The organism is Aliivibrio sp. 1S128, assembly GCF_001691065.1.
GTDB lineage: Bacteria > Pseudomonadota > Gammaproteobacteria > Enterobacterales > Vibrionaceae > Aliivibrio.
Map to the genome: position 1 here is coordinate 240807 of NZ_MAJV01000025.1, position 13627 is coordinate 254433.

Annotated in this window: 10 protein-coding genes and 1 riboswitch; of the genes, 5 read left to right on the forward strand and 5 right to left on the reverse strand. The window is 37.9% G+C overall.

The features are described 5' to 3' along the window. Nucleotides 1–103 precede the first annotated feature (103 nt). Nucleotides 104–967, reverse strand: coding sequence for an oligogalacturonate-specific porin KdgM family protein (locus tag A6E03_RS05395; RefSeq protein ID WP_065591889.1), 864 nt, complete (start codon nt 965–967; stop codon nt 104–106). Nucleotides 968–1486: 519 nt separating this feature from the next. On the opposite strand from A6E03_RS05395, the gene A6E03_RS05400 reads away from it, so the two are divergent. From A6E03_RS05400 to A6E03_RS05410, 3 genes are all read left to right on the forward strand, one after another. Beyond that, nucleotides 1487–2524, forward strand: coding sequence for a polysaccharide lyase family 7 protein (locus A6E03_RS05400; protein ID WP_065591888.1), 1038 nt, complete (start codon nt 1487–1489; stop codon nt 2522–2524). Nucleotides 2525–3049: 525 nt separating this feature from the next. Next, the gene (locus A6E03_RS05405; RefSeq protein ID WP_065591887.1) at nt 3050–4822 is read left to right on the forward strand and encodes a transporter; all 1773 of its coding nucleotides are present in this window, start codon (nt 3050–3052) and stop codon (nt 4820–4822) included. Nucleotides 4823–5283: 461 nt separating this feature from the next. After that, nucleotides 5284–7044, forward strand: a complete 1761-nt coding sequence (locus A6E03_RS05410; RefSeq protein WP_065600331.1) for a transporter — start codon at nt 5284–5286, stop codon at nt 7042–7044. A 93-nt stretch (nt 7045–7137) separates the two neighbouring features. Here the strand turns inward: A6E03_RS05410 and A6E03_RS05415 are convergent, their stop codons facing one another. Then, a complete protein-coding gene (locus tag A6E03_RS05415) occupies nt 7138–7695 on the reverse strand; it encodes a TMEM165/GDT1 family protein (RefSeq protein ID WP_065591885.1) in 558 nt (185 codons plus the stop codon). Nucleotides 7696–7790: 95 nt separating this feature from the next. Continuing rightward, nucleotides 7791–7915: riboswitch (yybP-ykoY riboswitch) on the reverse strand. Nucleotides 7916–8075: 160 nt separating this feature from the next. Here A6E03_RS05415 and A6E03_RS05420 point away from each other — a divergent pair. Further along, on the forward strand, nt 8076–9002 hold the full coding sequence (locus tag A6E03_RS05420) for a LysR family transcriptional regulator (RefSeq protein ID WP_065591884.1): 927 nt from the start codon (nt 8076–8078) through the stop codon (nt 9000–9002). A gap of 61 nt (nt 9003–9063) precedes the next feature. Then, on the forward strand, nt 9064–9828 hold the full coding sequence (locus A6E03_RS05425) for a bifunctional 2-polyprenyl-6-hydroxyphenol methylase/3-demethylubiquinol 3-O-methyltransferase UbiG (RefSeq protein ID WP_065600332.1): 765 nt from the start codon (nt 9064–9066) through the stop codon (nt 9826–9828). A 58-nt stretch (nt 9829–9886) separates the two neighbouring features. Here the strand turns inward: A6E03_RS05425 and A6E03_RS05430 are convergent, their stop codons facing one another. From A6E03_RS05430 to A6E03_RS05440, 3 genes are all read right to left on the reverse strand, one after another. Continuing rightward, nucleotides 9887–11317 (reverse strand): 6-phospho-beta-glucosidase, encoded by a 1431-nt coding sequence (locus A6E03_RS05430; RefSeq protein ID WP_065600333.1) that lies wholly within the window; start codon nt 11315–11317, stop codon nt 9887–9889. 74 nt (nt 11318–11391) lie between these two features. Further along, the gene (ascF, locus tag A6E03_RS05435; protein ID WP_065591881.1) at nt 11392–12855 is read right to left on the reverse strand and encodes a PTS cellobiose/arbutin/salicin transporter subunit IIBC; all 1464 of its coding nucleotides are present in this window, start codon (nt 12853–12855) and stop codon (nt 11392–11394) included. 112 nt (nt 12856–12967) lie between these two features. Continuing rightward, entirely contained in the window at nt 12968–13582 is a 615-nt protein-coding gene (locus A6E03_RS05440) for a bifunctional 4-hydroxy-2-oxoglutarate aldolase/2-dehydro-3-deoxy-phosphogluconate aldolase (RefSeq protein WP_060993255.1), read from the reverse strand. Between the last annotated feature and the right edge of the window lie 45 nt (nt 13583–13627).

Sequence of the window (13627 nt, forward strand, 5' to 3'; positions counted from 1 at the left end):
TTTTTCAGACAAAAGATTTAGGAGTACGCCTTCAGCGTGAATGAATAAAATTTAGCCCTACACTTACGCAGGGCTAGCATCAATCTAATGTCTATTAAGGTGATTAGAATGAGTAAGAAACACCTACACGATATTTAGCTTCACGATCACTTGATGTCGAGCTAATGTCAGACGACCATAGTTCTGCGTAAGGCTTCCAAGATTCGAATTTGTAGCTGACTTTTATACCTGCATCCCATTCCCAATCTTTACTATCATATAGAAGTACGTTATCTAGAGATTTTACGTAGTTTGCTTCATAAGCAAGAGCGAGTTTAGGTAGAGATTTTATTTTATAAGAACCAGTAAGCGTCACTTTCGATTTTTGTGCTGACTCTAGACGTTCACCCGTTTCAGAATCTGTATCACCAAACATATTATAATTACGGAAATCAGCATATTCATGACGGTAACGTAAAGCTGTTGTTAACCCCATCTCAGCTTTGTAACCGACTCGTAATTGTGGTTTATAGGTAATTTTTTTCATTTTCCAGTCGCCATCATTAGCATTAGGCTCATCAAAATCTAATGCGATAGGCATACCTATTTGTAAATACCAATGGTTGTCGATTTTGTAGGTCGCCGTATTATCCATCTCCATACCGTATATGTATAAGTTGCCATTGTAGAAGCTGTTACTGTTTGCACTTTTAACTTCTCCATCATCGACATCATAGTAAGAATCATCGGTATGAAATTTAACCTCTAGACCTGTGGAGTGTTTCCACTTATCAGAAAGAGTAAAGCTCTCGCTTAATTTGACGCGGTGTTGATGGCGAGCATCGACAGATGACTTTTCCGTTTCTCCATTCTTTAGATAATCGGTTGCTGCTCGATATTCGTATCGATAATCCATTGTGGCTGCCGTGGCTGCACTTGCAAAAAGGGTTGAAGCAATAATGGCTGCAATTTTTGTAACAGAATTCATACCTTTGTCTCACTATTATTTATTTTTTGGGTGACTGCTTAGCACGCATTAATTAATGATATTGAATTAATGTATGACAAATATGTTACGAATTATTTTGTTAATTTTCTGTGATTCCAATCAAAAAGTTCATAGCAATTGCCGGTTTTATAACTAATTGCAATGGTTATCCCATTTTTTGTTGATGATTTTGTATTTATATTGATTGTGATCCCATTGATGAAATATTTGTATTTATTTATATTTAAATAATACAAATAATGATTAAATCGTTCCAAAAGAGACGTTTATTAACGAGCTTAAAAGGCGTGGTTAATGTTAATTAATAGTGTTTTTCTTTTTGAGGCGCTGTACCAATTTTTTATAAAGAGTGATTTCAATAAAACGGATTATCTATAAATAATATGCTTCAGCTTCAAGAGAGATTAAATAGCTTATAAATTACCGATTTTCTTTTAATTAATATAATTTCACACTGAGGAGGTAACTCAGTGCTTACTTAATACTAAGGATTGATGGATGTTTAAAAAAAATATATTGGCAGTTGCTTTGTTAGCGGCAGTTCCAATGGTGTCATTTGCAAATAATGGAGTATCGAATCCAGTTCCTGCGGATAAATTTGATATGCGCAATTGGAAGATTACAATTCCTTCAGATATCAACGAAGATGGCCGCGTTGATGAAATTGAAGGCGTGGCAATGATGAGTTATTCGCATACGGACTTCTTCTATTTAAATGCTGATGGTCATGTTGTATTCGAAGTTCATAACAAAGCGGTAACGACAAAAAACTCTAAAAATGCACGTTCAGAATTGCGTCAAATGGCTCGTGGTGCAGATTTCTCTATTGATACACATGATAATTTGAATAACTGGGCACTTTCAAGTCATCCTGATGCAAAAACATTTAGTGCTGTTGGTGGCATACTTGAAGCAACATTAAAAGTTAACCATGTTTCTGAGAATGCTAAATACCCAGAAAGATATCCAGCATACTCAGTCGTGGTTGGTCAGATCCATGCAGAAAAAGATAATGCTCAAATTAAGGCTAAAACGGGTTACGGGCACGGTAATGAGCCGATTAAGATTTTCTATAAGAAGTTCCCAGGGCACAAAATGGGATCTGTCTTTTGGAACTATGAACGTAATCTAGATAAGAATGATCCAAACCGTATTGATATTGCTTATCCTGTGTGGGGGAACACTTGGGAAAACCCAGCAGAACCAGGGGATGCTGGCATTAAGCTTGGTGAAGAATTTAGTTATAAAATAGATGTTAAAGACACCATGATGTATTTAACATTTGAAACTGAACGACATGAAACGGTTACGTATGAAATTGACTTAAGTAAAGGTATTGATAACAAAGATTATCCAACAGGATACGCTAAAGATGCTTTTTATTTTAAAGCTGGCGCTTATGGTCAATGCAGTGTGAATGATTCGCATCCAGTTTGGGGGCCAGGTTGTTCTGGCACTGGAGATTTTGCGATTGATAAGAAAAATGGTGATTATAATAGTGTCACCTTCACTGAACTGAAGTTGAACGGTAAATAATTCGTCGGTATTAATTTATCTGTTGAGGTTCTTCAAACAGATAATCAGGTCACTTAGCTGAAAAGTTAAGTGGCCTTTTTTATGCTTAATTTTCTAACGAGGGCTTCTTTATATCAAAAAGAGATCGCTAATGATTTGCGTTATTTTTGTTTAGCGATAGTCAGCCATTATCTATAAATAGGAATAACATCTAAGATGTAACTCACCTATTGGTAATACAAAATGATCGTTGTGGTGCTTTGGTATATTTATATATAGCAGTAATTCAACCGATGAAAATGAGCTTTGTTCGTTAAATTACTTGAGTTTTGTACGGTTTTTTTATGTGTTTAGGTGTTTTTTATGTCTTTTTTGTAGTGATTTAGGTGTAAAAAAATCTGATGGTTTTATGAAATAGGTCACTTGTATGATTATATATTTATCAAATAAACAATCTCGATCACTAATTTGAGGTATCGTACTACAAATAGACCCCGTTAAAATGATACGGTTTTGTAACAAATCATTATTACAAAAGGTCAAAAGATGGAACTCAATACTCTGATCGTCGGTATCTACTTCTTATTTCTAATCGCAATTGGTTGGATGTTTAGAAAGTTTACTAGTACAACAAGTGACTACTTCCGCGGGGGCGGTAATATGCTTTGGTGGATGGTAGGTGCGACTGCATTTATGACCCAATTTAGTGCATGGACATTTACAGGAGCTGCAGGTAAAGCCTATAACGACGGTTTTGCCGTTGCGGTTATTTTCATTGCGAATGCCTTTGGTTACTTCATGAATTACGCATATTTTGCACCTAAATTCAGACAACTTCGTGTTGTAACAGTAATTGAAGCCATTCGAATGCGTTTTGGTGCAACTAATGAGCAAGTATTTACTTGGTCTTCAATGCCTAACAGTGTTGTGTCTGCGGGTGTATGGTTAAATGCACTGGCTATTATTGCATCGGGTATTTTTGGTTTCGATATGAACATGACTATCTGGGTTACTGGACTCGTAGTATTAGCAATGTCGGTAACGGGAGGCTCTTGGGCGGTTATTGCTTCGGATTTCATGCAAATGGTTATCATCATGGCGGTAACCGTTACTTGTGCCGTTGTTGCAGTGGTTCAAGCCGGTGGTGTGAGTGAGATTGTGACTAACTTCCCGGTACAGGAAGGTGGTTCTTTCCTTTGGGGCAACAACATTAACTACCTAAGCATCTTTACTATTTGGGCATTTTTCATTTTTGTTAAACAATTTTCTATTACAAATAATATGCTTAATTCATATCGTTACCTTGCAGCAAAAGATTCAAAGAATGCTAAAAAAGCAGCATTGCTTGCTTGTGTGCTAATGATGGGTGGTGTGTTTATCTGGTTTATGCCTTCTTGGTTCATTGCAGGTCAAGGTGTTGATCTAGCAGCGGCTTACCCAGAGGCGGGTAAAAAAGCGGGTGATTTTGCTTACCTATACTTTGTTGAAAAATACATGCCAGCAGGTATGGTTGGTCTATTAGTTGCGGCAATGTTTGCAGCAACCATGTCTTCAATGGATTCAGGTTTAAATCGTAACTCGGGTATTTTCGTTAAAAACTTCTACGAACCAATTATTCGTAAGGGACAAGCATCCGAGAAAGAGCTAGTTACCGTATCTAAGATCTCTTCTGCAGTATTCGGCTTTGCTATTATCCTTATCGCACAATTCATCAACTCACTTAAAGGACTAAGTCTGTTTGATACGATGATGTACGTAGGTGCTTTAATTGGTTTCCCTATGACAATTCCTGCTTTCCTTGGCTTCTTCATTAAGAAGACACCGGATTGGGCTGGTTGGGGGACACTTGTTGTTGGTGGTATTGTTTCTTATGTGGTTGGTTTTGTTATCAATGCAGAAATGGTATCGGCAGCCTTTGGTTTACAAGATATAACAAGTCGTGAATGGTCTGATGTTAAGGTGGCTATTGGTCTAATTGCTCACATCACATTAACTGGCGGCTTCTTCATGCTATCAACGTTGTTCTATAAACCGCTAACAGAAAAGCGTCAAGCCGATGTCGACAAGTTCTTTGGTAATTTATCGACGCCACTGGTCGCTGAATCTGAAGAGCAGAAGCAACTAGATAACAAACAGCGCCAAATGTTAGGTAAGTTAATCGCCGTTGCTGGTGTTGGTATCATGCTTATGGCATTACTGACGAACCCTATGTGGGGACGTTTAGTCTTTATTTTATGTGGTGTGATAGTTGGTGGTGTCGGTGTTCTACTGGTTAAAGCCGTTGATGACAAAGTAGAACAGCAGGTAATTACAGAATAATCTGCTTTTTATAAAAAAGAATATAAAGAACCAATCTTACATTACAGTGTAGGGTTGGTTTTTTTATTTTTACCCTTCAAATAATGATGGTTCGTATTAAAACCATTGCGATTAATACGCAAACCTTAGATTATTTTACATCAATAAATCATACAAAAGTGTTGTTTTTACTATAATTTGTTAGCAATACTTTCATTTATAATCAATTATTAACTGATTGTTATCATCTATTTATTTACTTTTATTTCAGTTTCTTACCGGTTTTTTTTACCGTAATTTACTCCTTTTTTTTCTATTCTCATTGCTATTAATTATAAAATTGTGAATTACATCACTTGTCTGATTATATAAGTTTCAAATTAACAGTTTCTATCACCATTTTGAATTATTGTAGTACAAATGTTTTTATTGCTATCTATAATCAGCTTCAATAAAAACATAATTACAAAAAGGTCAAAAAGATGGAACTTAATACTCTTATCGTAGGTGTCTATTTCTTATTCTTAATTGCAATAGGTTGGATGTTTAGAAAGTTTACAAGTACAACGAGTGACTATTTCCGCGGGGGCGGCAATATGCTGTGGTGGATGGTTGGTGCAACTGCATTTATGACGCAGTTCAGTGCTTGGACATTTACCGGTGCAGCAGGTAAAGCGTTTACTGATGGTTTTGCGGTAGCAATTATTTTTATTGCGAATGCATTTGGTTATTTGATGAACTATTTATACTTTGCGCCTAAATTCCGTCAACTTCGCGTTGTGACGGTAATCGAGGCAATTCGTATGCGTTTTGGTAAAGTGAATGAGCAAGTGTTTACTTGGTCTGGTATGCCAAACAGCCTGATCTCGGCAGGAATATGGTTGAATGGACTTGCCATTATTGCTTCTGGAATTTTTGGTTTTGATATGACTACAACAATTATCTTAACAGGGTTAGTTGTATTGGTTATGTCGGTAACTGGTGGTTCTTGGGCTGTAATCGCCTCTGATTTTATGCAGATGGTTATCATTATGGCAGTAACTGTCACTTGTGCGGTTGTTGCGATTTATCATGGTGGTGGCGTAACAAATATTGTTGAAAATTTCCCAACAGACTCGTTTATTACTGGTGGTAACTTAAACTACCTGAGTATTTTTGGTATTTGGGCTGTATTTATTTTCTTGAAGCAGTTCAGTATCAACAATAACATGTTGAATTCGTACCGTTATCTTGCTGCTAAAGATTCTAACAATGCTCGTAAAGCGGCGTTACTTGCTTGTATTCTAATGTCTATTGGACCGGTTATTTGGTTCATGCCTAGCTGGTTTCTTGCCGGTCAGGGTGTTGATCTTGCTGCTCACTATCCAGAGGCAGGAAGTAAAGCGGCTGATTTTGCATATCTTTACTTTGTTGAAAAATATATGCCGGTTGGTATGGTTGGTTTACTTATTGCAGCAATGTTTGCAGCAACGATGTCATCAATGGATTCAGGGCTTAACCGCAACTCTGGTATTTTTGTTAAAAACTTTTATGAAATCATTCTTCGACCTCAAGCGTCTGAGAAGGAGTTAGTATTAGTGTCGAAAATATCATCAACCGTATTTGGTTTAGTGATTATTTTAGTCGCGTTATTTATTAACTCGCTAAAAGAGCTGAGTTTGTTTGATACCATGATGTATGTAGGTGCATTGATTGGTTTCCCAATGACGATCCCCGCTTTCCTTGGCTTCTTTATCCGCAAAACGCCTGATTGGGCAGGGTGGGGAACCTTAGTGGTTGGTGGTATTGTGTCTTACTTTGTTGGTTTTGTTGTTACGGCAGAGATGGTTCAAAACGTATTTGGATTAAATGAATTAACCAGTCGTGAATGGGCTGACTTAAAAGTTGCGATTGGTCTGATTTCTCATATGATATTTACTGGTGGGTTCTTCTTACTATCAACACTATTCTACAAACCTCTAGCAGCACATCGTGAAAAAGACGTAGATAAGTTCTTTGAAAACCTAGCGACACCATTGGTTTCTGAGAGTGCAGAACAGAAAATATTAGATAATAAACAACGCCGTATGCTTGGTTCATTAATCGCAGTCGCTGGTGTTGGTGTGATGGCAATGTTTACATTACCAAACCCATTATGGGGCCGTATGGTGTTTGTATTCTGTGGCCTTATTGTCTTTAGCGTTGGTTTATTGCTGGTTAAAGCGGTTGATGACAAGCTGGAGAAACAGGTAATTACAGAATAAATTTTCTTTTAAATAAGATATAAAAAAACCAATCGAACAATACGTTCGGTTGGTTTTTATCTATTTATGGCTTATTACTATAATACTAACCCGCTACATACCGAAGAAAGTACTTACGGCTAATCCTAAGAAAATCACAGCAGTAATACGATGAATTAAAGTCAGTGGTAATTTATGGGCAGAAAACTTACCAATTAATACGACTGGCACGTTCGCTAATAGCATGCCTATCGTTGTACCAATAATAACCCAATGTAAAGCATCGGCATTTTGAGCCCCTAAGATCGACGTGGCAATTTGAGTTTTATCTCCAATCTCAGCAATAAAGAAAGCGATAAAACTTGCAATAAATGGACCTCTGCTTGAGATGCTTTCATCTTCGTCTAACTTGTCTGGGATCAGCACCCAGCCAGCCATCGCAACAAAACTTATAATGAGAGCCCACTTTAAGGTTTCAGGTGTTAGATAATCGGCAACAACAACGCCTAAATAAGCGGCTAAAGCATGGTTTAAAATGGTCGCAAAAAAGATGGCGGCAATAATAGGGATTGGTTTTCGGTATCTACTGGCTAGTAGTAAAGAGAGGAGTTGGGTTTTATCACCGATTTCAGCTAGTGCGACGGTGGTTATTGATATTGCTAATACACTCATGACATTACTCACTTGGGCGGGATTATAATTATAAGATCCATAGAAAAACCTCACGCCCACCCAATGGTTCGTGATGTTAATCTAAGGTCTTGCCGAACAAGCTGCTCATGCTTGTCTCGCACACCATGGTGATTTTGCACCAATTATGTTGATGTACGAACTCTCTGTTTATTTTTGATAATTAAAACGAGAAAGCGGGCTACTCCCCAAAGAGTAAGGGCGTTATAGTAGGGGAATAATCACCTAGGTTCAAGTCAAGGTATTGTTAGAAAATGTAAATGTCGTAATTTAATGGATTAATTGCTTATATTTTTACGCATCTATTTAACTCGGTTCGTATTATAATTTGTGTTACACAATCGCTTTATTCATCAGGTATTATGGATCTTATACAGCTCTCTCGTATTAACTTTAAACAACTAACGGCTCTACATGTCATGCTATCAACTCATAGTGTTACGAAAAGTGCTGAGATTTTGTGTATGAGTCCATCAAGCGTGAGTAAAACATTATCTCAATTACGTTCTTTACTTGGTGATGAATTATTTTATCGAGATGGAACTCAGCTCATTCCTTCCCCATTTGCATTAAAAATTGGTTCAACCGTCCATCAAATTCTTAATAATATGAATGGATTACTAAATCAATCGGCTTTTGAACCAATGGCGTTTTCGGGTAAATTCTCCCTTTCTATGCGTGAGAGTACCTTTGAAATATTCTCTTCTATCATTAGTGATATTTTATCGACTCAAGCGCCTAATTCTCGTGTTGAAATTCATTCTAAAGAGCAATTAGGGTTTGATGCTTTATTAAATGGCCAAGTTGATGTCATTTTGTTACCTCACGATAGAAGTCAGCCACCAACGACAGAAAAGCAATTAGTGTGGGAAACCGTACTTGATGATGAGATGGTTTGCTTGATGGGCGTAGGTCACCCGTTAGTTGATAAAGAACTAAGCGTTGAAGACTACTTAGCCTATAAGCATGTTGGTATTTTTGATAAAGAGCTAAATGTGCCTTATTTTGAACAGTGCTTAAGTCAGCAATTTACACCGAGAGAGGTTGTTATTTCAGTGGCTGATTTTGGCAGTGCTGCGATTCTTTGTCATCAAACTGAATTTTTATTTACTTGTTCTAAAAGATGGGCTGAAACGGCAAAGCAAGCTCAAGGATTAGTTATTAAAGCGTTGCCTTTTGATTATGGTCAGGTTGCTTATAGCATGGTTTATAACAAATTAAGTTTGAATGATCAGTCGCTAAATTGGTTATGTGAGCGTATGAAAAAGCCAAATAATGTTACTATCTGATCCTCAACCAACATGAGCATTGTCATTACTATTTTTAGGCGTCATTTATCAAGGTATTTAAATGGATTTCACAAAAGAAAAGATAACAGCTGAGCATTCCCTAGAACGAATTTACCCAAAACAGCTGAATCAAGATGAAAAAAGTCATCAAGATGTATTAGATATTCATTTAGAACGCTATGAATTTGCCTCAACGCAGTTACGTGGAACTCATATTTTAGACATAGCTTGTGGTTGTGGCTATGGCACGGCTTTAATGGCTGAGGCCCATCCCGATAAACAATTTGTGGGTGTTGATGTTGATCCTCTAGCAGTCGAGTACGCGAGAGAGCATTATCAAGCGGATAACTTACGCTATGAATGCGGTAATGGGATGGATTTCCAACTTTTTCTTAGTGGTAACAGATACCAACAGTTTGACACCATTATTAGCTTAGAAACGATTGAGCACGTACCTGAGCCTCAAAAAATGGTAACGCATTTATTAACTCAATTGAGTAAAGAAGGGGTTATGATCGCGTCTGTTCCGACAACACCAACGGTTGATGGTAATCCGCATCATTTACATGATTTCACGGTTGCCTCTTTTTACCGTTTGTTTTCACAATCAAATTATCAAGCGGGTGAAACGTTTGAGCAGATCCAATATTGGGAATTTAAAGGGCTGTTTTCGAAAAAAGAATCGAAAGAAAACCGCTCTCAAGGCGTGGGGCGAAATATCGTAAAACACTATGTTAAAAAGCCAAGTGCGTTGTTCTTTAGAGTGCATTCAATATTAACGAAAGGGCTAAACAATCGTTATCTCACAGCTGTTTTTTCTAAATAAAGAAAATAAATAGCCAACCTCTAGAAGAAGAGGTTGGCTATTTATTATTAGGATTCTTTTATTCTAAATCTTCGCCATTACTAGCGATGACTTTTTTATACCAGTAAAAGGATTTTTTAGGCATTCTATCTAATGAACCATTACCTAAATTATCTCGGTCAACATAGATAAAACCATATCTTTTGCTCATTTCACCCGTCGAAGCCGCGACTAAATCAATGCTTCCCCATGGGGTGTAGCCCATTAATGGAACGCCATCAGAAATTGCATCCTTCATCGCTTTAATATGTTCTTTAAGATAGTTAATGCGATAGTCGTCGTTTATCTCGCCGTTTTCATCAATTGTGTCTACCGCACCTAATCCATTCTCTACTAGGAATAATGGCTTTTGATAACGGTCATACAAAGTATTCATGGTGATACGTAATCCAACAGGGTCAATCACCCAGCCCCAATCACTTGCTTCTAAGTGAGGGTTCTTGATGGATTTAACTACATTGGCTTCACTGGTATTGTTATCGTTCATATCCGCAGAGGCACAACGAGAAGCGTAATAACTGAATGAGATGAAATCGACCGTATTCTTTAAGATCTTACGATCTTCATCAGTGATATCGATAATCACATTTTTATCATCAAAGACCTTTTGAGCATAAGATGGGTAGTAACCACGCGACTGAACATCAATAAAAAACAGGTTTTCTCTGTCTTTTTGCATTGCGGTTAATACGTCTTCTGGTTTGCATGAGTATGGGTAAAAATTCCCCCCGGCTAACATACAACCCACTTGGTTTTGTGGGTTAATGTCATGTGCGATGCGCGTAACTAATGCACTAGCAACTAACTCATGGTGCGCAGCTTGATATTTAACTTGTTCTTTATTTTCTCCTTCTTTGAAAAGAATACCTGCCCCTGAAAATGGGCTGTGCAGTAAGATATTAATTTCGTTGAAAGTAAGCCAATGTTTTACTAATCCATCAAATTCAGTAAAACAGGTTTTTGCATAGCGTTCAAAAAATGAAATCATTTCTCTGCTGCGCCAAGAACCGTATTCTTTGACTAAATGCATAGGAACATCGAAGTGGCAAAGTGTTACTAAAGGTTCAATACCGTACTTTTTACATTCTAAAAAGAGATCACGATAAAAACGAATGCCTTCTTGGTTTGGCTCTAACTCGTCACCTTTAGGGAAAATACGACTCCATGCAATAGAGGTTCTAAATACTTTGAATCCCATTTGGGCAAGTAGAGCGATATCGTCTTTATAGCGATGGTAAAAATCGATGGCTTGGTGGCTAGGGTAATATTCAGATTCATCCAATGAGACATTTTCCAATAAACCTAATTTTGTTGCCATACGATTTTCACCGTAAGGGATCATATCGACCGTGGTTAATCCCTTCCCACCTTCTAAGTGTGCGCCTTCTGCTTGGTTTGCAGCAATAGCTCCGCCCCATAAAAAGTCTTTAGGAAATACATTATTAGACATTTTGTTATCCTTTAAATAGCAAAGTACTAAATAGAATTGGCACTTTGATTTTATGATATAAATTGGTTTATCAGTTACGCGGTTTCAGGTTTTGTATTGATGTTAGCTGGCGTAGTTTCGTTCTGAACTTCTTTCTGCTCAATGTCAGTTTCATCTTCCGGTATATCTTTGAAACCAATAATTAACGTTAGAGCAAAGGAGAGGACGACAGAAAGCACCATTATCCCAAATACCCATACGATACTCATCGGATTATCAACATCGAAAAACTGTACACTGGTGAATAATCCTGGAGCAGCCATTGAATGACTAAATAATCCGGCCATTCCCGCCAAGGCACCACAAATGAACCCACTGATGACACTTGCAATTAATGGCGTCTTCAATCGAACCGCAACACCATAAAGTGCTGGCTCTGAAATGCCCGCTAAGATGGCAGACGCTGCAGCAGCTAATGAAGTTTGGCGTAATTCACTGTTTTTAGTTTTGTAAGCAACCGCAAGTGATGAACCACCAAGAGATAAGTTTGCGCCAATTTCTGATGGCATAACCATACCTTCACGACCTGTTTCTGCTATCGTTTGGATAATTGTCGGTGTAAATACTCGATGCATACCAGTAAGAACAAGCAGAGGCCAAATTGCACCCATAATCGCTACGGCTAACCAACCAAGTGTGTCATGAACGGTATAAACAATTGCTGAGATACCTGTACCAATCCAAATGCCAACAGGGCCAATCACAACAATAGCGATAGGTGCAGCAATAAGGACAATTAACATTGGTTTAAGGAAGTTTTTAGTTACCGCGGGGGTAATACTATCAACCCAACGTTCAATGTAAGAAAGCACCCATGTCATGCATAATACTGGGATAACCGTATAGGTGTATTTTACGGCAAGGACAGGAACGCCAAAGAAGGTTGCTTCGACACCGTTTGCTGCTTGTGCCATTAGGTCGACAAAAGCAGGGTGAACAAGCACGCCCGCAATCGCAATGGCTAATGACATGTTAGTTTTAAATTTAATAGAGGCAGAAGCGGCAACCATAATTGGTAAGAAGAAGAAAGCACCGTCGCCTATGGTATTTAAAATAATAAGGGTTGAATCTGTTTTTTCAAATACTCCAGCCATTAGGAGGATCATGCCTAATAGTTTTACCATTGAGCCTCCGATGATCGCAGGGATCAGTGGAGACATGGTACCAATTAAGGCATCTAAAATTTTTGCACCAATGACTTTTGGTGTCAGCTTTACTTTAGTCGTCTCGATATCTTCTTGACCACTTAAATTACAAAGCGCAGTCACTTCTTTAAATACGTAAGAGACAGTATTGCCAATAATCACTTGGCATTTATCACTGTTATGAACAACACCCATTACGCCTTTTATTGCTTTTAGGGAAGTAACATCAATCAAACTTTCGTCTTTTACAACAAAGCGTAATCGTGTCATACAGTGAGTTACTGCGATAACGTTGTGTGAACCACCGAGTTTTTCAACGACGGATTGTGCAGTAGCGCCATAATTCTTTGACATGCTTAACTCCAAGTTTACTTTCCATGTGTGAGAACAGACGAACGAATCATTGATTAAATAACCAACAGAGTACTCATCGCTCGCCTTGTTATTGTTTTGTTTTTGTCAGAATTTAATTATTTACGTCTTTTACTAGCTGAGTTAAACCTTTCCAATCACCGTTGTTGATCATGGCATTTGGCACCATCCATGTTCCACCACAAGCGACAACAGAGGGTAAAGCAAGATAATCAGAAACATTCGTTGGACTAATGCCGCCGGTTGGCATAAAGCTGACAGGATAAACTGCAGATAAAGCTTTTAGCATCGATAGGCCACCAGAAGGTTCCGCAGGAAAGAATTTGACGGTTTTTAATCCTAAAGACATTGCTTGTTCAACTAAGCTTGGATTATTAACTCCTGGGATAATAGGAATGTTTTTCTCTTGGCAGTAAGTCACCGTGGTTGGGTTCAAACCTGGACTGACAATGAAATCAGCACCCGCATCGATAGCGTCATCAACTTGTTGGGTTGTTAATACTGTACCGGCACCAATCAACAGTGTTGGGTATGCTTCTCTCATTAAACGAATAGATTCAACAGCAGCCTCGGTTCTGAAGGTTATTTCAGCACAAGGTAATCCATTTTCTATAAGCACTTTAGCAAGTGGTACCGCATTATTTTTATCTTCAATTGCGATAACTGGAACGATTTTGATTTCTTTTAATTGCTGTTCGATGGTTTGCATTTTTTATTCCTTAATTGGTCGAAGCTTGAAGAAAATAGTTTCACA